24 protein-coding genes are annotated in these 20,951 nt (G+C 69.3%); 5 read left to right on the top strand and 19 right to left on the bottom strand.

What is annotated here, in order from left to right; translation table 11 throughout:
* The 3 genes from eccD to ON31_RS05635 form a co-directional block, all read left to right on the top strand.
* Positions 1 to 437, top strand: a 437-nt coding sequence (eccD, locus tag ON31_RS05645) for a type VII secretion integral membrane protein EccD (RefSeq protein WP_081592249.1), incomplete at its 5' end; no start/stop codon positions are given.
* 229 nt (positions 438 to 666) lie between these two features.
* Entirely contained in the window at positions 667 to 2,004 is a 1,338-nt protein-coding gene (gene mycP / locus ON31_RS05640; protein WP_255221992.1) for a type VII secretion-associated serine protease mycosin, read from the top strand.
* A gap of 157 nt (positions 2,005 to 2,161) precedes the next feature.
* Positions 2,162 to 2,470, top strand: a complete 309-nt coding sequence (locus tag ON31_RS05635) for a hypothetical protein (protein WP_039809956.1) — start codon at positions 2,162 to 2,164, stop codon at positions 2,468 to 2,470.
* Positions 2,471 to 2,506: 36 nt separating this feature from the next.
* Here ON31_RS05635 and eccB read toward each other — a convergent pair whose 3' ends face one another.
* Entirely contained in the window at positions 2,507 to 3,985 is a 1,479-nt protein-coding gene (gene eccB, locus ON31_RS05630) for a type VII secretion protein EccB (RefSeq protein WP_039809953.1), read from the bottom strand.
* A 129-nt stretch (positions 3,986 to 4,114) separates the two neighbouring features.
* On the opposite strand from eccB, the gene eccE reads away from it, so the two are divergent.
* Positions 4,115 to 5,794 (top strand): type VII secretion protein EccE, encoded by a 1,680-nt coding sequence (gene eccE / locus ON31_RS05625; protein WP_255221991.1) that lies wholly within the window; start codon positions 4,115 to 4,117, stop codon positions 5,792 to 5,794.
* A 3-nt stretch (positions 5,795 to 5,797) separates the two neighbouring features.
* Here eccE and ON31_RS05620 read toward each other — a convergent pair whose 3' ends face one another.
* The 3 genes from ON31_RS05620 to ON31_RS05610 form a co-directional block, all read right to left on the bottom strand.
* A complete protein-coding gene (locus tag ON31_RS05620; RefSeq protein ID WP_039809994.1) occupies positions 5,798 to 6,358 on the bottom strand; it encodes an NADPH-dependent FMN reductase in 561 nt (186 codons plus the stop codon).
* Entirely contained in the window at positions 6,331 to 7,539 is a 1,209-nt protein-coding gene (locus tag ON31_RS35425; protein ID WP_081592246.1) for an NAD-dependent epimerase/dehydratase family protein, read from the bottom strand. Before ON31_RS35425 ends, ON31_RS05620 begins: the two co-directional genes overlap by 28 nt.
* A gap of 79 nt (positions 7,540 to 7,618) precedes the next feature.
* Positions 7,619 to 8,434: an S-methyl-5'-thioadenosine phosphorylase gene (locus ON31_RS05610; RefSeq protein WP_029923729.1), complete on the bottom strand. Its 816-nt coding sequence runs from the start codon at positions 8,432 to 8,434 to the stop codon at positions 7,619 to 7,621.
* Positions 8,435 to 8,551: 117 nt separating this feature from the next.
* Here ON31_RS05610 and ON31_RS05605 point away from each other — a divergent pair, with 117 nt between their 5' ends.
* Positions 8,552 to 8,893, top strand: a complete 342-nt coding sequence (locus ON31_RS05605; protein WP_051036898.1) for a metal-sensitive transcriptional regulator — start codon at positions 8,552 to 8,554, stop codon at positions 8,891 to 8,893.
* Between the two features lie 22 nt (positions 8,894 to 8,915).
* Here the strand turns inward: ON31_RS05605 and ON31_RS05600 are convergent, their stop codons facing one another.
* The 15 genes from ON31_RS05600 to ON31_RS05530 all read right to left on the bottom strand — a co-directional run bounded on the left by ON31_RS05600 (position 8,916) and on the right by ON31_RS05530 (position 20,919).
* Positions 8,916 to 9,869 carry a nitrilase-related carbon-nitrogen hydrolase gene (locus ON31_RS05600; RefSeq protein WP_081592245.1) on the bottom strand — a complete coding sequence of 318 codons (954 nt, stop codon included), beginning with the start codon at positions 9,867 to 9,869 and terminating at the stop codon, positions 8,916 to 8,918.
* A gap of 90 nt (positions 9,870 to 9,959) precedes the next feature.
* Positions 9,960 to 10,955 carry a helix-turn-helix domain-containing protein gene (locus ON31_RS05595; protein WP_039809950.1) on the bottom strand — a complete coding sequence of 332 codons (996 nt, stop codon included), beginning with the start codon at positions 10,953 to 10,955 and terminating at the stop codon, positions 9,960 to 9,962.
* An 89-nt stretch (positions 10,956 to 11,044) separates the two neighbouring features.
* Positions 11,045 to 11,872 carry an LLM class F420-dependent oxidoreductase gene (locus ON31_RS05590; protein ID WP_039809948.1) on the bottom strand — a complete coding sequence of 276 codons (828 nt, stop codon included), beginning with the start codon at positions 11,870 to 11,872 and terminating at the stop codon, positions 11,045 to 11,047.
* A 53-nt stretch (positions 11,873 to 11,925) separates the two neighbouring features.
* Entirely contained in the window at positions 11,926 to 12,780 is an 855-nt protein-coding gene (locus ON31_RS05585; RefSeq protein ID WP_039809987.1) for a nitrilase-related carbon-nitrogen hydrolase, read from the bottom strand.
* A gap of 110 nt (positions 12,781 to 12,890) precedes the next feature.
* Positions 12,891 to 13,862, bottom strand: coding sequence for an AraC family transcriptional regulator (locus ON31_RS34485; protein WP_051036895.1), 972 nt, complete (start codon positions 13,860 to 13,862; stop codon positions 12,891 to 12,893).
* Positions 13,863 to 13,976: 114 nt separating this feature from the next.
* Positions 13,977 to 14,939, bottom strand: coding sequence for a helix-turn-helix domain-containing protein (locus ON31_RS05575; protein WP_039809945.1), 963 nt, complete (start codon positions 14,937 to 14,939; stop codon positions 13,977 to 13,979).
* A gap of 105 nt (positions 14,940 to 15,044) precedes the next feature.
* Entirely contained in the window at positions 15,045 to 15,896 is an 852-nt protein-coding gene (gene truA, locus ON31_RS05570) for a tRNA pseudouridine(38-40) synthase TruA (RefSeq protein ID WP_039809986.1), read from the bottom strand.
* 202 nt (positions 15,897 to 16,098) lie between these two features.
* Positions 16,099 to 16,599, bottom strand: coding sequence for a 50S ribosomal protein L17 (gene rplQ, locus ON31_RS05565; RefSeq protein WP_039809942.1), 501 nt, complete (start codon positions 16,597 to 16,599; stop codon positions 16,099 to 16,101).
* Positions 16,600 to 16,653: 54 nt separating this feature from the next.
* A complete protein-coding gene (locus ON31_RS05560) occupies positions 16,654 to 17,712 on the bottom strand; it encodes a DNA-directed RNA polymerase subunit alpha (RefSeq protein WP_029923719.1) in 1,059 nt (352 codons plus the stop codon).
* Between the two features lie 100 nt (positions 17,713 to 17,812).
* Entirely contained in the window at positions 17,813 to 18,418 is a 606-nt protein-coding gene (gene rpsD, locus ON31_RS05555) for a 30S ribosomal protein S4 (protein WP_029923718.1), read from the bottom strand.
* 20 nt (positions 18,419 to 18,438) lie between these two features.
* On the bottom strand, positions 18,439 to 18,852 hold the full coding sequence (rpsK, locus tag ON31_RS05550; RefSeq protein ID WP_029923717.1) for a 30S ribosomal protein S11: 414 nt from the start codon (positions 18,850 to 18,852) through the stop codon (positions 18,439 to 18,441).
* Positions 18,853 to 18,861: 9 nt separating this feature from the next.
* Positions 18,862 to 19,233, bottom strand: a complete 372-nt coding sequence (gene rpsM, locus ON31_RS05545) for a 30S ribosomal protein S13 (protein WP_029923716.1) — start codon at positions 19,231 to 19,233, stop codon at positions 18,862 to 18,864.
* Positions 19,234 to 19,455: 222 nt separating this feature from the next.
* Positions 19,456 to 19,569: a 50S ribosomal protein L36 gene (gene rpmJ / locus ON31_RS05540; RefSeq protein WP_025347279.1), complete on the bottom strand. Its 114-nt coding sequence runs from the start codon at positions 19,567 to 19,569 to the stop codon at positions 19,456 to 19,458.
* A gap of 96 nt (positions 19,570 to 19,665) precedes the next feature.
* Entirely contained in the window at positions 19,666 to 19,887 is a 222-nt protein-coding gene (gene infA / locus ON31_RS05535; RefSeq protein WP_003886926.1) for a translation initiation factor IF-1, read from the bottom strand.
* 393 nt (positions 19,888 to 20,280) lie between these two features.
* Positions 20,281 to 20,919 carry a hypothetical protein gene (locus ON31_RS05530; protein WP_115061516.1) on the bottom strand — a complete coding sequence of 213 codons (639 nt, stop codon included), beginning with the start codon at positions 20,917 to 20,919 and terminating at the stop codon, positions 20,281 to 20,283.
* Positions 20,920 to 20,951 lie beyond the last annotated feature (32 nt).

Here is a 20,951-nt window from a genome sequence, read left to right as displayed (position 1 = left end):
GCCGCTGTCTCACCGGCCTGGTGGCCGCCACGACGCTGGTCACGGCCACCGGTGCGCTGGCCGCCGCCGACCCCGCGGGCACGGACGTCTACCGGCCGGGGCTGGCGCTGGCGCTGGTGTGCGCGGCGGTGCTCATGTTCCGCAGCCGCACCTACGCGGGCGCGGCGCAGGCCGTTCCGCTCGTCGCGGGCGGCGCGGCCATCGTCCTGCTCATCCTGGCGGGCGCGGCCCTGCGCATGCAGCAGCCCCTGCTCGTCTTCGGCGCGGCCATGGTCGTGCTGAGCGCGACCCTGGTCCTCGGCATGATCCTGCCCAACCAGCAGGCCACCCCGCCCATGCGCCGCGCGGTGGAACTGCTCGAGTACGCCTTCGTGGCGGCGGTCATTCCGCTGGTCTTCTGGGTGACCCAGCTCTTCGCCCTCGTCCGCGGCCTCTGATCGAGCCCCCATGTCGCCCAGTACCTTCCGATCCAGCTCCGCCGGAACTCGACCCGACCGGGAGTACCCACCAGCAGCAGCCAACTCGCATACGACCGCACCGCTGTGGCCGCCGCCCAGCTCGCCGCGAACGACAGCCCACCCTGTACGAATCACGCTGTGCGGCGGTCGGATTCGGGCGCTCGTGGCGGCTTCGTTAGTGGCACTGAGCGTTTCGGTGGGCACGGGGGTGACCGCAGGGTTCGCGGGTGCGGAGCGGCCGCCCGCGATCGATGCCGGGCTGCTGCCCGCCGGAGGTCCAGCCGCACCGCCCACCGAGACCGAGCATCCGCCCAACGCGCCGTGTATCAGCACCCAGGCCGGGGGCGGCGGCCCGACGATCCCGCCCGCGCAGCGGTCGCTGGAACTGGAGCACGCCTGGCGGTTCTCCCGGGGGGCCGGGCAGTTGGTGGCGGTCATCGACACCGGGGTGACCCCGCATCCACGGTTGCCCGGGCTCATCGCCGACGGCGACTACGTGGCGATCGGGGGCGACGGCACCGAGGACTGCGACGCCCACGGCACCCTGGTCGCCGGTCTCATCGCGGCCACCAGGGTGGAGGGGCAGGGCTTCGCGGGTGTCGCCCCGGAGGCGCGGGTGCTGACCATCCGCCAGACCAGTGCGCTGTACCAGGCGAAAGGGGCTGGGCGCGACAAGGGTCCGGACGATATGCCCGACGGCTACGGCAAGATCTCCGCGCTGGCCTCGGCGGTGCGCCGCGCGGCCGACGCCGGTGCGCGCGTCATCAATATCTCCCTGGTGGCCTGCCCCACCGCTCGTCCCGACAGCCGGGAGTTCGGAATGCTCGGCGCGGCAGTGCAATACGCGGCGCTGGAGAAGGACGTGGTCATCGTCACCTCGGCGGGCAACACCGACACCTGCCGGGCGAGCAATCCGGGTCCGGACCCGCTGCATCCCGACCGCGACCCCTGGGACACCGTCGTCTCCTACGTGGCCCCGGCACTGTGGGACGAGTACGTGCTGTCCGTCGGTTCGGTCGACTCCTTCGGCCAGCCTTCGGGTTTCACCGTCCCCGGCCCCTGGGTGGGCGTAGCGGCCCCCGGGGAGAACATCGTCTCCCTGGATCCGCGCAATACCGGCCTCACCACCGCCAAGTTCAGCCGGCAGGGGCAGCTGACTCCGTACAGCGGCACCAGTTTCGCCGCGCCGTACGTGGCGGGCGTGGCCGCGCTGGTGCGGGCGCGCTTCCCCGAACTGCGGGCGCGGGAGGTCATCGACCGCATCCAGGCCACCGCGCACGCACCGGCCGAGGGCTGGAACCCCTACATCGGCTACGGCGCTGTCGATCCCGTCGCCGCCCTCACCGCCGAGGTGCCGGACCAGCTGCCGCCCAAACGCTCCAGCGCCGCCCGCAGCGAACAACTCCCCCTCCCGACACCTTCGCCCCCACCCGACACCACGGCCCGGGACACGGCACTGATCGGCACCGGCGTGATCGCCCTGCTGCTGACTTTGGGCTGGCTGGCCTCCTTCCCGCTGCGCCGCCGCCTCGGCACGCGTGATTGAACGGACACATACGATCCGGTTGGCATGAAAAGTGTTGTGCGCGAACAGAAATAGGCTTTCGATTACTACCCGAAACTACCCGGGAACGCGCCACACTGAAGTCATGCCGCGCAATGAGGCTCGACATGACCATCCATTTCGCGCACAGGAGATTCCCATGAGCATGATGCTGACCGGCCTCATCGACCTGGACGCCCCGAACGAAGCCGAACTGCGGGGAGGGCAGACCGGCACCTTCACCGAGGTGACCTTCCCGACGCCGTTCCCGCCGAATTCCCACGTGATCGTCATTCCGATGGTGCAGACCTTCAACGGTCCGGACACCCCGGGTGTCCGCATCGCGGACGTCACCACCAAGGGCTTCCGCATTCGAATGAACGAGGTCGTGGTCGAGGGCAAGGCGCTCGCGCCGCGCAGCGGTACCCACACCAAGGAAACCATCGCCTGGCTGGCGACCACGGTGTAGACGGCGCCGGGGTCGGGTCACATGCCCGGCCCCGGCTCAATTCTGGGTCCGCACCGGCTCTTTCGCGGGGTTCGCGTCCGGGGCGACACCGTCGTGCGCGACCATGGCGGCGGCCCGGCTCAGGGCCGGGCCCGGCGCCAGCAGGCCGATCAGCTGCCAGGGCGCGCGCTCCGGTCGGACGCTGTCGGGGTCCATGCCGAGCGCCTTCGCCGCGTCGAGGTCCACGATGCCATAGCGCACCCCGAAATCGGAGATGTAGAAGAGGCTGTCGCGGCGCTCGCTATCGGGTTCGATCCCCGTGGATTGCGTATACGCGCCCGCGCCCGGCCGCATGTAGAAGGCGTCCGCGTGCGGCCCGGAGCCGTCGGCCTGGGCGAACGAGACCAGCCGCGCCCGATCCGGGATCGGCACGGTGTGCCCGGTCAGCACGGTCAGCTCCGCGCGGGTGCTGCCCTCGGACTTGTCGGCGACCGGAACGGGTTGCCAGGACAGGCAGGCCACGGGCTGGTCCTTGCCGTCGACGATCTCGGGGGCGGCCGCCGGATAGTCGGCGACCCGCAGTGCCGAGGAGACCGGGGCCGCCGTCCGATCCGCTTGGGCGATATGGGTATCGGTCGGCGTGGCGCGGTAGGTGTTGCGGACGATATCGGCCGTCAGCTCCGACACCGGTTGCAGGCCGTCGGCCAGCACCACGTAGTGACTGCCGTCGGTGCGCACCTGCACCACATCGCCGATCCGGTGATCACCGAGCGGATAGCCCGGTGCCGCACCGACATCCGCGATGGGCGGCGGCACGATGGGCAGCACCTCGGGGATGGCGTTGAGCAGCCCCTCGCTGACGGGGCGCGGCGTCATACCGCGAATACCGAGGGCATCGACGACGGCGCGGTCGTTCATGTCCACCCGGGCCCGCCGATCGTCGTACACCAGGTAGGCGGCCTCACGGCCCCGCACCAGCAGTGCCCGCCCCGAGGCCAGCGGACCCGCCTTCTCCGCCAGCTCCGGATCACCGGCCAGCACGGCGGTGGTCAGCTCGCCGCTGCCGTCACTGGCGAGCGTGTCGCAGACGGTCCAGGCGCGGCCGCGTCCGCTGTCGTCGAAGTTCAGCGAGGCAGGCGCGCCCGGAATGCCGATGAGCTGGCCGCGTGGCTTCTTGCCCAGTTCCGATTCCTTGACGGTGGCGGGTGCGGCGGCCTCGCCCGCCGCCAACCGGGCCGAGGCGAGATTGAGCGCCGGATGCACCACACCGTCGATGACCACGTAGACCGCACCGGAATCCTTGCCGATGAGGATGGTGCTGTTGCCCATCTTGTCCTGCGGACGCAGTAGCGCTAATACTCCGCAACCGGCCAGGGCGACCAGGGCGAGCACCAGGCCGACCGCAAACGCGCGCGACTGCGAACGCATCGGGTCGTGCAGCATTCGCACGTCCCGGCGCACCAGTGCGTGTTCCATGCGGCGGACCAGGAAGCGGTAGCCGCTCACCTGCCAGCGCGTGGTCGGTTTCGAAGGCATGGATTCTCCCCCGACGGGTCATCGAGTTCGCTCGACACAGTACAGTTCCGTTGACAGCCGATTCCTATCGCACCTGGTCTTTGTCCGATTTCGGTCGCCACCGGCGGCCGCCGACGGAAGTTGGGGACCATGATGGCCGCACCGGGCGAGACCGCCGCACCCGCCGATCCGCCGACCGCGCCGCCGCCACCGGGCCGCCCGTTGCTCGGCTGGATCACCCTGCCGGATCTGGTGAGCGCGCAGCTGGCCGGGCTGGCGGCGGGGTTGGCCGCATTCGCCTGCGGGGCGACGTGGTGGGCGGCGGTGGCGGTCGGCCTGACGCTCATGGCGGCACTGCTGATTCCATTAGGCAAACGACCAGTTTCCTCTTGGCTCGCGACTTGGTGGCGCTACCGCAGACAGCGCGCCTACCGCATCGGAGACACCCTCGACTTCCGCGCCGCCGACGGCCGCTCCCTCGGGATCTACCGCGACGGCAGCCGAGTGGTCGCCGTCGCGGAGGTGCTCGCCACCAAGGGCGGACTGACCCGACTCGGCAGCGGTACCGTGCACGCCTCCCATCTGCTGCCGCTGCCGGAACTGGCGACATGCCTGCGGCAACACGACATCCTGCTCGCCGGGATCGATATCGTCGCGCACGGGTTCCGCAGCCGCTCCGGCACTCCCGCCGGTGCCAGCTACGAGAAACTGCTCGGACCGCTGCCCGCCACCGCGCACCGCACGGTGTGGCTGGCCATCGCGTTCGACCCGCTGCGGTGCCCGCAGGCGGCACGACGGCGCGGCGGCGGCCTGAGCGGGGCTTGCCGCGCGGTCAGCATCGCCACCCAGCGCGTCGTGCGCACCCTCGCCGACGCCGACTGCACGGCGCGCATTCTCACCGCTCCCGAGATCCGGCAGGCGGCGGTGCAGGTGACCGGCGGTCTGGATCCGCGCGAACTCACCCAGCAGTGGCGGGGGGCCGAGGTCGGCAACGGGGTGAACATCGGTGCGGCGGTGGACCCCCGGCGGCTCGGCACCGACGTGCTCGACAGCCTCTGGGTGCCGCCGACCCGAGGCACCACCGTGGTGGTGCGGCTGCGTCCGGGACGCTCGGCGTACACCGTGCGAGTCGGGGCTGCGTGGCGGTTGACCATGCGCGAGCTGCCCGAGAAACCCCTACAGCCGCACATGATCTCGATGAACGGACGCCACCGCGACGGACTGCTCGCCCACCTGCCGCTGGCCGTGCCCGGAGCGGACACCGCGGTGCCGACCGACGAATTCCCCGTCGCCGATCTCGACGCGCTGCGGCTGCCGTCCGCGGGCTGCGGGCAGCTGCTCGGATCCGACGCCGAGGGCCGCGGCGTCGCCATCCGCCTGGTCGGGCAGGGGATTTCCCGCGTGTACGTGGCGGGCGAGCTCTATCTCGCCCAGCAGCTGATATTCCGGGCACTGGCCATCGGGGAACGGGTGCTGATCCGCACCGACCGACCGCACTCCTGGGAGCACCTCGTCACCACCATCGGCAATCCGGAGCGGCTGACCATCGCCACCGAAACCCACCAGCCCGACGCCGATTTCACCGCCACCGTCGTCGACGGCGTGCTCGCGCCCGCACCGCACGCGGGCATCACCACCGTCTACCTCACCGGCGACCCGCTCGGCTGGCCGGACACCAGGCCCGAGCTGTCCATCCACCAGCCCGGAGCCGTCGGCAACCGAATCACCTTGCGCACCGGCACCACTCGGGAGGAACTGACCCTGGTGTCCATCCCGAGCGAGACCACCTACATCGGCCGACCGCGCGGGGCACACGCCCAGACCCGGTGAGGCTCAACCGGGATACGGCTCCGACGCCCGCGCCGCCCGCAGGTGCCTACCCCACCAGTCGAGCTGGCGCAGCAGCCGCCCAGCGGCGTCGACGGCCGCACCGTCGGCGGTCTCGCCCGCCGCGTCGAACTTGCGCTTGGCCTCGTGGAAACTCACGGTCTCGCGAATCGACACCATGTGGATCTCGGCCACCACCTGCCGCAGCTGCTCCACCGCACGCAGGCCACCCGACAGTCCGCCGTAACTGACGAAGCCGATCGGTTTGCCCCGCCACTCCCGTTTGGCCGAATCCAGCGCCGTCTTCAACGACGCCGGATACCCGTGGTTGTACTCCGACGTCACCGCCACGAAGGCGTCCGCGGCCGCCACCCGCTCCCGGTACGCCAGCACCTCCGGCGTCTCGCTCAGATCCACCGGCAGCTGCGTATCGAGCAGATCCACCACTCCGACATCGAATCGCCCGTCTCCCCGCGCCGCCCGCAGAAACCAGTCCGCCACCACCGGCGCGAACCGCCCCTGCCGCGTACTGGCCACGATCACCTCGAGCCGCACCGGATCATCCATGCGCGCAGCCTAACCCCGAGCGGAAAACCGGTGGCGCACCGCACGCTGACCGGGTGCCACCGCCGCCGCGGCGAGCGGTCAGGGTTGGGTGCCGGTGGCGTAGGCGGTGAGGCCCGGGCGGGTGGGATGCGCGGGGTGAAATCGAGGGCGCGGCGGGCACGTTCGGGGTTGGCGACCAGGTGCCGGATATCGGTGGCGCGGTACCGGCCGGTGACGACGGGTTCGGGGCCGCCCAGGGCCTTGGCCAGCAGGGAGGCGACCTGCCAGACGGTGACCGGTCGGCCCGAGGCGATATTCAGCGGCACGAAGCCGGGCAGGTGCTGGCGGACGGCCGCCACCGTGGCGGCGGCGACATCGCGCACGTGCACGAAATCCCGGGTCTGGCCGCCGTCCTCGAAGATGTGCGGGGCGCGTCCAGCCGCGAGTTCGGCACGGAAGCGCGCCACCACACCGGCTTCCGCCGTCCGCACCGGGCACACCGGGTCGCCGTACACGTGGTGGTATCGCAGCACCGTGGCCGACACCCCCGGCTGCGCCGCCCATGCCAGCGCGTAGTTCTCCTGCGCGACTTTGCTTGCCGCATAGGCGCTCCGGGGCCGCACCGGCGCATCCTCGCCCACCGGCTCCCAGGTCAGCAGATCGCCCGTGCGCGGGGCGCGGTGATCGAACATTCCCCGATCCAGATCGCGCCGCCGCCGCATACCCGGATGGAACACCCCACCCCGCATTCCGCGATACCGCCCCTCCCCGTAGACCGCCACCGACGAGGCCAGCACCAGCCGCCGCACCCCGGCCCGCTCCATCGCCGCCAGCAGCGTCGCGGTCGCGGCGTCGTTGTGCGCCACGAACACCGACGCGCCTCGCATGAGATCCGCGCCGGGCATCCGGTGCGGTTCCACCGCCTCCGCGGCGACCGCGCCCGGCCCGGCACCCGCCAGATGGCACACCACGTCGATACCGGGCAGCAACTCCGCCAGCGCGTCGGCATCGCGCACATCGACCACCGAAACCCCCTGCGGCGGTTCGGCGTCCGCCCCGTGCACGTCCTCCCACATGCTGTCCACCGCGACCACCTCGTGCCCGGCCGCCGCCAGCGCCCGCCGCACATGCCCCCCGATGAACCCGGCCGCCCCGGTCACCAGCACCCGCGACCGCTCCCCCGGCCCATCACCCACGCTCATGCCCCCAGCGTAGGCGAGCGGCGACACCCCGGGACCGGCCGAACGCGCCTGCCCGAGGTCGTGCCGCGCACCCGGCCGGTTACGGCAGTTCGAACGGCAGTTTCACGCCCGTGCCCGCGTGCACGCGGCAGTGGTCGCAGGTGTCGTCGCGGTCGACGGCGGCGACGGCACGGCGGACCAGGGTTTTGAACGGGACCAGGTTGCGTTCGAACTCGGCGAAGACGGCTGCGGCGGAGACGCCCTCGCCGGACTCCAGCCCGGCGTCCAGATCGGTGACCAGAGCGATTGCGCTGTAGCACATTTCGAGTTCGCGGGCGAGGACGGCCTCGGGATGCCCGGTCATGTTCACCAGTTCCCAGCCCTGTCCGGCGAACCAGCGGCTCTCGGCGCGGGTGGAGAAGCGCGGCCCCTGCACGACCACCATGGTGCCGTGATCCTTCATGGGGAGTTCGGTGACGGCGGCCGAGACGGCGGCCGCGCGCAGTTCGGCGCAGTACGGATCGGCGAAGGCGACGTGCACCCCGCCCGCGTCGAAGAAGGTCTGGTCGCGGCCGGAGGTGCGGTCCACCAGTTGGTCGGGTACGGCGACGGTGCCCGGCCCCCAGTCGGCGCGCAGGCTGCCCACCGCGCACGGACCGAAGATCCGCCGCACGCCGAGCGATCGCAGCGCCCACATATTGGCGCGGTAGGGCACCGTGTGCGGCGAGTACTCGTGCTTGCGCCCGTGCCGGGGCAGGAAGGCCACCGACCGCCCCTCCACCGTGCCGATGGTGATCGGGGCGCTCGGCGCGCCGTAGGGCGTCTCGGCCTCGACCGTGGTCGCGTCGTCACCGAAGAAGTCGTAGAACCCGCTGCCGCCGATAATGGCCAGCGTGGCCCGAGGATCCGCACTCATGCCCCGATTCTTGCGTATCCGTGCATGGGTGTCGGTGCCAGGTGGTGACGGTCCGCGCGCACGTGTACCCTAGGGGGGTATTAGCGGGCGAGGGCCGACACGGCCGGGAGTGAGGGTATGCCGGTGACCGACGAGAACACCACTGTCGAGGCGGCCGAGTCGTGCCATGATCACGCCACGCACGGCTACATCACCGCCAAGGACGACTACCTCAAGCGCCTGCGCCGTATCGAAGGCCAGGCCCGCGGCCTGCAGCGCATGGTCGAGGAGGAGAAGTACTGCATCGACATCCTCACCCAGGTCTCGGCCATGACCAAGGCCCTCCAGGCCGTCGCCATGGGCCTACTCGAGGATCACATCAGCCACTGCGTGGTGGACGCCGCCGTCGCGGGCGGACCGGAAGCCGAGGCCAAGATCAAGGAAGCCACCGACGCCATCGCCCGCCTGGTACGCAGCTGAGCCCAGGTACGCGGTTGCGGTATCAAGCGCTTTCGCGCCCCACGAGACGGATCCGCTCGGCGCCCGGCGCGGCCGCCGTATCGCGGGAGCCGCGGCGGCGCGTGGCGGCCGGGGCGTCGGGTGCGACCACCGGCGGTGCGCCGAGCAGATCGCGCAGCGGCGGATCGACCCGGCCGACGCCGAGATTCAGATCGGCGTAGAGGAAACCCTCCTCGTCCTCGGCGAGGGGCGTGGCCAATTCGGCTCCGTCCGAGCCGAAGATGCGCGCGTAGCCCCCGCCGCGCGCCAGTCGCGCGTTCACCCCGGGCACCGACAGTCCGGCCGACCCCACCACCGCGCACGGGGCCAGCACGAATGCGCCGCCCTCGATCGCATACAACCGGCTCGCCGTGGTGGGCGCGCCGATTCCGGCGGTATCCCCGGCGGTGAGGAATCCGGGCCAGGCCGCGACGTGGATCTGCTGTCCGTCGGCGCGCATGGCGCGGGTGAACAGCGGCCGCGAATTCTCCTGCCCGGACAGTGCGCCCAAGCGTCCGATGCGGCTGCGGTGCACCGTCGGCAGGCCCGGCGTGCCCGCGCTGAACACGCGCCGCTCCTGGCTGTTCAGTCCCGGTTTGCGGCGCAGCGACAGCACCGTCCCGGTGTCGTCGATGACGGCCTGTGTCATGAATACGCGGCGATCACACCGCTCCACGAATCCGAACACCACGTGTATTCGATACTCCCGGGCCGCATCGAGTACCGCACGCATTTCCGCGCCGTCGCGGGTCATGGCGTTGGAGCGGTAGTGCGCAACGGATTCCGCCGCACCGCGCCCATCCGGCGATACCCACCACGGATAGCCGGGTACGAAAGCCTCGGGGAATGCGATCAGTTCCGCACCAGCCGCAGCGGCAGCGCCCATCAATTCGACAATATGTTCGATTCCGGCGCGCAGTTGCCATTTCGGCTCTGCTTGAACGACAGCGACCCGCACTTTCTCTCCCTCGGCAACTCCCGCGTAAACCCCTTCGTCTTCGCATTCTTTGCAGGAACGGGTTGCCGCACAATGCCTATCCGTGCCTGGTTACCGACCGTCCGTGCCAGTGCGGCGGCCCACCACCCTGAATGAGGCCGGGGTCGTGCCCTTTTCGACTCGGAAGGCCCGATAGAGATGCCGTTCGGTGAGGAATCCCGATGCGGCGGCGACAACCGCTATGGGCAGCATAGAGTCTCGGGCGAGCATTTCGCAGGCGTGTTCCACCCGCATTCGCCGCAATACCGCGGCCGGGCCCTCCTCGAAATCGTCGAACACGCGGTACAGGGTGCGGCGCGACATCGCGCAGCCGTCGGCTATTCGATCGACGGTGAGCTCGGGATCGGTGCAGCGGGCGCGCATGAAGTCGAGTACCCGCTGACGCGCGAAGGCGTCCGCGGACTGCTCGGACTCCGCCCCTCCGGCCGCCAGGGTGACCGCTGAGGCGAGCAGATCCATTCCCGGCGCCATGAGCAACCGCGCCTGATCCGGTTCCCGTCCCTGCAGTTCGGCCAGGTCCCGGAAGTACCGCGCCACCACCCCGGCGGGACTGTCGTGCGATACGGCGCTGGCGGTCGGCAATTCGTCATCGACAAGTCCGGTGAGTTCCCGTATTCGCGCCAGCGGCACCCGCACGACCGCCATTTCCCATTCCTCGGGAATCACCCAGTGATAGGGCCGGGTGGTGTTGAGGAACACCAGCGAGCCGGGCCCCACCTCGGCGACCCGGCCGTCCTGATACAACCGCCCGTGCCCACCGAGCTGAACAGTCGCGATCAGATACTCGTCGCTCGACCGCGCGATCAGACCATTCGTGCGCCGCGCCTCCTGCGGCGTCGATCCGACGGTGGACAAGTCCACGTCGTCGTAGTGGCCCAGTTCGATCCGTCCGTGAAAAGTCCCGGACGGCAGCGGTGCGGACGTCAGCGGCACATAGCTGTCCCCGAGCAGCGCCTCCCACTGCTCGAATACCTCCGCCGCCGACTCGTCGGCACCGGATCGCAGCTCGATTCGTTCGAGCGCCGACCGATTCAATTCCGCACTCACCTTGCACCTGGTGTACGTCGATGATTGCGTTGCAGTCTCTCAGATTCCCGGCGCCGATCCCAATGACCGCGCTTACAGCCGGCTTCTGTTCACGACGACTCGTGCAGCAGTGGCGCGAGCGTGCGCAGCGTCGCCATCGAATCGTCGTCGAGAACCTGCAAAACCACATGGTCGGCACCGGCGTCGATGTGGTGAAGCAACTGTTCCACAACGGATTTCGCGCTTCCGTGCGCCACCAGGGCGTCCAGCAGCCGAGCACTGCCCGGTTTCACCAGATCGGCGTCCTGGAATCCCAACCGCCGCAGATTGCTCGCGTAATTCCGGAGGTCGAGATAGAACTCCACCCGCGGTATCGCCTGCGCACGGGCGCGCACCGGATCGGTATCCAGCACCACCTTGTGCTCCACGGCCAGCAGTGCGTCCGGCCCGAGAATCTCGCGCGCACCGCGAGTGTGTTCGGGGGTGACCAGATACGGCAGCGCGCCGGCGGTGCGATCACCGGCGAGTCGCAGCACTCGCGGACCGAGCGCGGCCAGGGCGCGCCGTTCCTTCGGCACCCCCGCGCGGTCCAACTCGTCGAGGTATTCGACAAGCACCTCGTAGGGCTTACGGTATTCGCCGGTCATCTCCGGATGGCCCGCACCGATGCCGAGCAGGAATCGTCCCGGATAGCGGGCGTCGAGGCGATGGAAGGACTCGGCCACCTCCTTGGCCGGGGCCGACCAGACATTCACGATGCTGGTGGCCACGCTGATGGTCTCGGTGGCGGCGAGCAGTTCCGCCACGCCCGGCAGCTCGGCCGGCGGCGATCCACCCAGCCACAGCGTCCCGTAGCCGAGCCGCTCCAGCTCCCGGGCCTCTTCCGGGGTGAACCCCCCGTGGGCACGCCAGACACCGAATCTTCCGAGTTCCGTCATACCGAGAGCGAACTCGATTGCGCACTCGGCTATTCCACCGTCACCGCCGCCGTTCAGGCCGCGTGCACCGCGCTGAGATCGAGTTCGACGTCGGCGAAGAGAATGCCCTCGGCCCCGCCCACCAGCGGTGCGGCCAGTTCCCGCCCGCCGGGTGCGTAGATCCGGGTGTGCCCGCCCGGTCCGCGCACCAGCCGCTTGCCCGCGTCCGGCCCGCGGCGCTGTTCACTGCCCGCGACATCCATGACGGCGCACGGCGCGATCACGAACATGCCGCCCACCACCGCGTACCAGAGCGTGGCGGCGGTGTTCACCCGCACGCCCCAGCCCACCTCCTTGGCGACGATGAAGCCCGGCCAGGACACCACGTGCAGCTGTGCCCCGGCACGCTCGAGATCCTGCCGGGCCGGCAGTCGCAGCTGCTCGGACCCGCCGTGCATGCCGATCCGCCCGATGGCGGAGCGGAATACATAGGGCTGCACCCGATCTCCGGGCGTGAAGATCTTCGCCTCCAGTTCCGTCGGTTCCGGTTTGCGCCGCAATCCGACGAGATTCCCGCGATCGTCGATCAAACCCTGCGACAGGTACAGGTCGTTGCCGGATCGTTCGCTGAATCCCAACACCACGTGAATCCGATTCCGCCGCGCCGCATCGGTGATGCGGCGGAATTCGGCACGGCCCACGATCATCGAATTGGTCCGGTAGCGGGCGAAGAACCCGGGTCCCCCACCGACCGAGTCCAACCACAGCCACCACGGATATCCGGGCAGGAACGCCTCGGGGAAGGCGACCAATCGCGCTCCGCCGGCGGCCGCCTCCGTGATCAGTTCCACGGTCTGCTCCACGCCGGCGCGCAGGTCCAACCAGCGCGGCTCGGCTTGCACCGCCGCGACTCGCACTTTCGAAAGCACCTCGCCTCCCCTCGACACTCACCGTTGATTGACGGTGCAATCACCCTTCGCCAGGTGAGTGCCGGGGCACACCGACATCTCGTGCCGTGCTACCGACCGTGCGTGCCTGGTTAGCTGTCGGGACCGAGACCGGTGCGGAATTCGCCCGGCGTCATCCCGGTCTCGTCGCGGAAGGCGCGGTAGAAGTGCCGCTCGGTGCCGAAACCGGAGGCGAAGGCGATGGCCGACAGCGGCCGGGAGGGATCGGCGCGCAACAGTTTGCGGGCGTGCTCGATGCGCATGCGCCGTACCAGCGCGGCGGGTCCGCCGAACCCGGCGCAGACGCGATAGAGCGTGCGCCGCGAGACCAGGCAGGCGTGCGCGACCTCGTCCATGGTGAGGTCCGGGTCGGTGAACCGGCGGCGTAGGTAGGCCAGCACCTGCCGCCGGGTGAAGATCGAGTCGGTGGGCGCGGCGGTATTGCCGCCCGTGGCCAGCAACACCGCCGAAGCGAGCATCTCCACGCACTGGGTGCCGAGTACGTTTGCCGCTCGGTCGCTTTCACCGGGCGGCAGTTCGGCCAGCCCGCGGAAGAATCCGGTCACCACGCCGAGTGCGCCGTCGGTGGGCATGGCCGTGGCAATCGGCAGTTCGTCGCGGGTCAGGCCGGAGTGTTCGAGCAGCTGGTCCATCGGGGCGCGCACGATCACCGACAGCGCGTTGTCGGTGGTGAGGCTGACCAGCGGCCGCCCGCTGTCGAAGAAGGCGATGGATCCGGTGTCGGTCTCGGCGCGCCGCCCCTGCTGCTCGGTCCAATTGACCCCGTCGACGACGAAATTGGCGAGGAAGAACTCGTCGGTGGACTGATCCACCTGTTTACGCGATCGGATCACCCGCTGCGCGCTGGCACGCATCAGGGTCACGCTGGAGCGCTCGAACTGGGTGCAGGTCAGCTGGCCGTGCCAGTGCCCCTGTGCCAGCGGCGCGACGGTCGCCGGCACCACGGTGTCAGCGACGATGGCCTCCCATTGTTCGAAGGCTTGGCGCGGCGAAACATCCGAGGTCGATATGACCTCGGCGGTGGCGGCAATCGGTCGGCCCACAGGGATATCTTCCCACCGAGTGGGCCGGAACTCCCAGCATTCCGATCGACGCTATGAGTTCGCTCGCTTCACATTCGCAGATAAGCGAATTCGATCGGACAAATCGGGCGCACATCAGGCGAGGTCGGATACCCGGAACGCCGCCGGGGTGACCCCCTTCTCCAGCCGGAAGGCCCGGTAGAAGTGCCGCTCGGTGAGAAAGCCGGACGCCCGCGCCACCGCCGCGATGGGCAATGCCGATTTCGTCAGCAGCTCGCACGCGTAATCCACCCGCATCCGCCGCAGCACCGCCGCCGGGCCGCCCTCGATCTCGTCGAAGACCCGATACAGGGTACGCCGGGACATCAGGCAGCCCTGGGCGATCCGATCGACGGTGAGGCCCGGATCGGTGCGGTGGGCGCGCATGTAGTCCAGCACCCGCTCGCGGGCGAAGGCGTCCGGGGTGGACCGCTCACTACGCGCGGCCAGGGTCACCGCCGAGACCAGCATGTCCATGGCCGGAGCCGCCAGTACCGCCGCCTGGTCCGGATCGGTGCGCTGAATTCCGGCCAGGCCCTGGAAATAGCGGGCCACCACACCGGTCGCGGAGTTGCCGGGCAGCGCCACCACGGTCGGCACCTCGTCCAGGGTGATCCCGCTGTGCTCGCGCAATCGGCTCAGCGGGACCTGCACGACCGCCTTCTCCCACCGGCCCTCGATCTCCCAGTGGTACCGCTCCCCGCTGCCGTAGAGCACCATCATGCCGGGACGCAGCTCGGCGACCCGGTCACCCTGATGCAACCGCCCCTGGCCCCGGACGAAGATCCCGGCCAGCAGATACTCCTCCTCGGCATCGGCGACCGCCCGCGCGGTGCGGCGCACCCGCTGCGGCGTCGACCCCACCGCCGACAGCTCCACGCCGCCGTAACTGCCGTGGCTGATCCAGCCGTGGAAGTGATGCGACGCGGTGGGCGATACGGCCAGCGGGAAGTACGTCTCACTCATATGCGCTTCCCAGCGCTGAAACGCCTCACCCGACGAGACCTCGGCTCCGGAGCGGATCTCGACCTCTCGGATATCCGGCACCCAGCTGGTCACCGTCTGCCGCTCCCTCCGGCGGCGGTCACTCCGATCACGGTGATGGCGGCATGGCAGGTCGACATGACTACTCCTCATCTCCCGAACGGACAGCTGTGCGAATACTCAACTGCCGCAGCAGCCCTCAGCGCCGGGCACGGTGCGCACCTCTCGCGTCCGGGCATTGCGGGCGGCCAGTTCGGCGGCGGGCGGATAGTCGACGGCGACCAGGCTCAGGCCGTGCGCCGGGGCCACGGTCACCGCGCTGGAACGTTCCCGTTCGAGCAGCAGGCCCGCAACCCACTCCGGCGAACGCCGCCCCTCGCCGACCGCCAGGACCGCGCCCACCAGGCTGCGGACCATGGACCAGCAGAACGCGTCGGCGCTCACGTGGGCGGTGAGCAGATCGCCGGCGCGCTCCCAATCGAACCGCTGGAGTTCACGTACCGTGGTGGCGCCTTCACGGCGGCGGCAGAAAGCGGCGAAATCGTGCAGCCCCAACAGTTCTCGCGACGCGGCGCGCATGGCGTCCAGATCGACGTCGGAGCGACAGGCGACCACGCTGCGCGCCTGCAACGGCTCCGCGCCGTAGGGCGCGGTGGTGAGGCGGTAGGCGTAGTGGCGGCGGACGGCGGAGAAGCGGGCGTCGAACTCCGAGGGCGGGAAACTCACCGCCTTGACCCGCACATCCTTCGGCAGGAACCGCGCCAGCCGGTGCACCAGCCGCGGCCCGTCCACCTCGGCGCGGGTGTCGAAATGCGCGACCTGCCCCTCGGCGTGCACCCCCGCGTCGGTGCGCCCGGCCACGGTCAGCTGCACGGGCTCGCGCAGCACCTTGCTCAGCGACTCCTCGAGCACACCCTGCACGGTGCGCAACCCGGGCTGGCGGGCCCAGCCGATGAAGTCGGTCCCGTCATAGCCGATATCCAGCCGCACCCGCACCGCACCCGGCTCCGAGCCCGCATCCTCCACCGTCACAGCCACCTCCTGGTTGACACGAGTCGAGCCCGCCGCCCCTCGAAGGGACGACGGGCTCGACATGAGTCCGACTATCGGGGCACCGGGGCGTACCCCGGCTCCCAGGGGTGCGAGGGCAGAGCCTCAGATCCCCGCCACGCACCCGGCTCAGACGGGAATGCGGGGGCGAAGCCCCCGGATCCCCTTCGGAAGATGGAAGACGTCAGTCTTCCTTCTTCTCCTCCGCAGGAGCCTCGGCGACGGGCTCGGTCTCGGCCTCGTCGGCCTTCTCCTCGACCTTGGCCTCGTCGACCTTCTTCTGCGAAGCGGCAACGCGGCGGGCGCGATCGGCCTCGTTGGTCACGGTCTTCTCCCGGACCAGCTCGATGATCGCCATCGGCGCGTTGTCACCCTTGCGGGGAACGGTCTTGATGATGCGGGTGTAGCCACCCTCGCGACCGTCGAAGGACGGGCCGATCTCCGCGAAGAGAGCGTGCACGATGTCCTTGCGGCGGATCACCTTCATGACCTCGCGACGGTCGGCGAGGGTGCCGGCCTTCGCCTTGGTGACGAGCTTCTCGGCGTAGGGGCGCAGCGCCTTGGCCTTGGCCTCGGTGGTCGTGATCCGACCGTGCTCGAAGAGCGCCGTGGCCAGGTTGGCGTAGATCGCCTTCTGGTGCGACGCCGACCCGCCGAAGCGGGCACCCTTCTTGGGCTTGGGCATTGTTGGAATCTCCTGTGTTGAAGGCCGGCTCGGGGCGCTACACCCCGCGCGGCCTTAGAGCTGTTCGGTTTCGGCGTAGTCCTGCTCGCCGCTGTCGGTGTCGCTGAACGAGCCGCTGTCGCTCCAGGTGCCGCTGGCGGCGTCGTAGCCGACGACGCTGGACGGATCGAAGGAGGCCGGGGAGTCCTTCAGCGAGAGGCCCAGCGAATGCAGCTTGACCTTGACCTCGTCGATGGACTTCTGTCCGAAGTTGCGGATGTCCAGCAGATCGGACTCGGTGCGGGCAACCAGCTCGCCGACGGTGTGCACACCCTCGCGCTTGAGGCAGTTGTAGGACCGCACGGTCAGATCCAGATCCTCGATCGGCAGCCCGAAGGACGCGATGTGGTCGGCCTCGGCCGGGCTGGGCCCGATCTCGATGCCTTCCGCCTCGACGTTGAGCTCACGAGCCAGACCGAACAGCTCGACCAGGGTCTTACCGGCCGACGCCAGCGCATCCCGCGCGGAGATCGAGTTCTTGGTCTCGACATCCAGGATGAGCCGGTCGAAGTCGGTGCGCTGCTCGACACGAGTCGCCTCGACCTTGTAGGTCACCTTCAGGACCGGGGAGTAGATCGAGTCCACCGGAATCCGGCCGATTTCCGCGCCCGAGGCCTTGTTCTGCACGGCAGGGACGTAGCCGCGACCGCGCTCGACCACGAGCTCGATCTCCAGCTTGCCCTTGTCGTTCAGGGTGGCGATGTGCATGTCCGGGTTGTGGACGGTCACACCGGCCGGCGGCACGATGTCACCGGCGGTGACGGTGCCCGGGCCCTGCTTGCGCACGTACATGGTGACCGGCTCGTCCTCTTCGGACGACACCACGAGGCCCTTGAGGTTCAGGATGATGTCGGTGACATCTTCCTTCACGCCCGGAACCGTGGTGAACTCGTGCAGCACGCCGTCGATGCGGATGCTGGTGACCGCGGCACCCGGGATGCTCGAGAGCAGGGTGCGGCGCAGCGAGTTGCCGAGGGTGTAGCCGAAGCCCGGCTCCAGCGGTTCGATGGTGAACCGGGAGCGATTCTCGGAAACGACCTCTTCGGTCAGCGTCGGTCGCTGTGAAATCAGCATGGACTGTTCCTCCTTCAAGAGCGCCCGCTATTTGACGCTCACGACATGGATTGCGGGGGACCGATTTGCGGCGGTCCCCCACCAGCGGCGCGGTGAGCGCCTACTTCGAGTAGAACTCGACGATCAGCTGTTCCTGCAGCGGAACATCGATCTGCGCACGCTCGGGGAGCTGGTGCACCAGAATCCGCAGTCGGCCCGGGACGACCTGCAGCCAGCCCGGAACCGGACGCTCGCCGTAGGTCTCACGCGCGATCTGGAACGGCAGGTAGCCGGCCGACTTCTCCTTGACATCGATGATGTCGTACTGGGAGACCTGGAACGACGGCACGTCGACCTTCACACCGTTGACGGTGAAGTGGCCGTGCGACACGAGCTGACGAGCCTGACGACGGGTGCGGGCCAGACCGGCGCGGTACACGACGTTGTCGAGCCGCGACTCGAGCAGACGCAGCAGGTTGTCGCCGGTCTTGCCCTTCTGGCGGTTCGCCTCTTCGTAGTAGCGGCGGAACTGCTTCTCCATGACGCCGTAGGAGAAGCGAGCCTTCTGCTTCTCCTGCAGCTGCATCAGGTACTCGGACTCCTTGATCCGCGCGCGGCCGTGCTGGCCGGGCGGGTAAGGACGACGCTCGAACGCCTGGTCGCCTCCGACGAGGTCGACACGCAGACGACGCGACTTGCGGGTGATAGGGCCGGTGTAACGAGCCATTTTCTACTCTTCCTTTCCCGCTAGACGCGACGCCGCTTGGGCGGACGGCAGCCGTTGTGCGGCTGCGGGGTGACATCGGAGATCGTGCCGACCTCGAGGCCGGCGGCCTGGAGGGAACGGATCGCGGTCTCACGGCCCGAACCCGGGCCCTTCACGAACACGTCGACCTTCTTGACGCCGTGCTCCTGCGCCTTGCGGGCAGCGTTCTCGGCAGCGAGCTGCGCGGCGAACGGGGTGGACTTACGCGAGCCCTTGAAACCGACGTGGCCGGAGGACGCCCAGGAGATGACGTTGCCCTGCGGGTCGGTGATGGACACGATGGTGTTGTTGAACGTGCTCTTGATGTGCGCGTTGCCGTGGGGGACGTTCTTCTTGTCCCGGCGACGCGACTTCTGAGTCTTCTTCGGGCCAGCGGCCCGGCTCTTCGGAGGCATGCGCTATCCCTACTTCTTCTTGCCGGCGACGGTCTTCTTCGGACCCTTGCGCGTGCGAGCGTTGGTCTTGGTCCGCTGGCCACGCACGGGCAGGCCGCGGCGGTGGCGGATGCCCTGGTAGCACTGGATCTCGATCTTGCGACGGATATCGGCCTGCACCTCGCGGCGCAGGTCACCCTCGACCTTGAAGTCCTGCGACTCGATGTAGTCGCGGAGCTTGGTCAGGTCGTCGTCACTGAGGTCCTTCGAGCGCAGGTCGGCGCTGACGCCGGTGGCTTCCAGGATCTCCTTGGCGCGGGTACGGCCGATGCCGAAGATGTAGGTCAGCGCGATCTCCATGCGCTTTTCGCGCGGGAGGTCGACGCCCATCAGACGTGCCATGGTGGCGATTCCTTTTCTGTTCGGAGGTCTGCTCCCTGTCCGTCCCCTCGTATGGGGCCCCGGCCTCCGTACCGGGGGTGGGCCGCCATCCGCCCCTCACGGGGCTCGACAACGGCGACTGGCGCTGGGAGGTCTTCTTGTGTTGCCAATCCGAACTGCGTTCGGTGCTTGGCTGGTGAGCGACCGGGATTGCTCCCGGCGAGCCCGGCCTTCCGGCCGAAATCAGCCCTGGCGCTGCTTGTGGCGCAGGTTGTCGCAGATCACCATGACCCGTCCGTTGCGGCGGATCACCTTGCACTTCTCGCAGATCTTCTTGACGCTCGGCTGAACCTTCACGTCAGATCCAATCTGGGTCGGTGTCCACTGGCCGTGAACACAGTTGTTCCCCGGCCGGTGTGGCCGGGGAAATCTAGGGGGTAACCGCCGGGGCGATTACTTGTAGCGGTAGACGATGCGGCCCCGCGACAAGTCGTAGGGCGACAGCTCGACGACCACGCGGTCCTCGGGCAGGATGCGGATGTAGTGCTGCCGCATCTTGCCGCTGATGTGCGCGAGAACCTTGTGACCGTTCTCCAGCTCGATCCGGAACATCGCATTCGGGAGCGGCTCGATAACTCGACCCTCGACCTCGATGGCCCCGTCTTTCTTCGCCATATCCTCCGCGATCCCGTTTAGGCTGAACCTGGTTGGTTGCAGCGCTCTCGGCTAGCTGTGCGATCACTGGTTTGTCGTGCACTCCAGTCGACCCGGTGCCATACTCACTGGACACGGCATGAGGACATGCCACAGCCACCGTGTAGGCGCACCGCCGACCAAGCTTACCGGTCTTCCCAGCTCGCGCCAAATGCGGGGCATTGTGACGTGCGATGCGGAGGCCCGGTGATGTGCGGAGCGGAGCCCCGGTGATGTGCGGAGCGGAGCCCCGGTGATGTGCGGAGCAGAGCCCGCGCCCGGCCGTCATCCACCAGCGGAGAACCGACTGCCCCCAACGGGGCCTTGTCTCGATCGCTAAACTCTGCGCTGTCCTGTATCAGTTCGGTCCAGCATTCAGGGGGACATGTGAGCCGCAACAACGACGGCCTCCCGATGCTGCCGCCGTGGCTCTCCGAGAGTGAAGTCACCGAGGTCGGCTACGAGGCTCCCGTCGAGAACCTCCCGCACGACGAACTCATTCCCGAGAAGAAGTCCGCCCGCGGCGGCCTGTTCGGCCGCCGCAAAGGCCGCAAGGACAAGGACTCCCCCGAGCCCGACCCCATCCCCCAGCGCGAGCCGGTCCGCATCCCCCCGACCCCCGCCTGGAACCAGGACCCGTCCCCCCACGACGCGCACGCCCCCGAATCGGAGCCCCCCACCGGCCTCCCCCGCCGCACACCGCAGGCTTCCGGCCACCATCCCGGCGACCCCCTCCCCGCCTCCGCCCACGGCTTCGACGCCCACCGCCAGCGCGACGAACGATCCACACCGGACGAGCACCGCGCCCCCGCACAGCCGCACCCCGGCACCGCGCCGCACCACCCCCTGCCCGACGACAACCGGGTACCGCAGCCCATCGACAACCGAACGCCACAGCACCCGCAAACCGGCCGAACCCCCACGCCACAGCCCGAACCCGCCGCAGACGCCCCCCGTCGATTGCCACCCCTCCATGAGGACGCCCCACCACACGAGCGTCCGTCGAGCGCCCACCCCCCGCTCCCACCGGCTCCAGCCGCATCGGC

It is taken from the genome of Nocardia otitidiscaviarum NBRC 14405 (genome assembly GCF_000308635.1).
GTDB lineage: Bacteria > Actinomycetota > Actinomycetes > Mycobacteriales > Mycobacteriaceae > Nocardia > Nocardia otitidiscaviarum.
The sequence above is the reverse complement of the archived record's forward strand: the minus strand, read 5'-3'. Positions and strand labels throughout refer to the sequence as shown.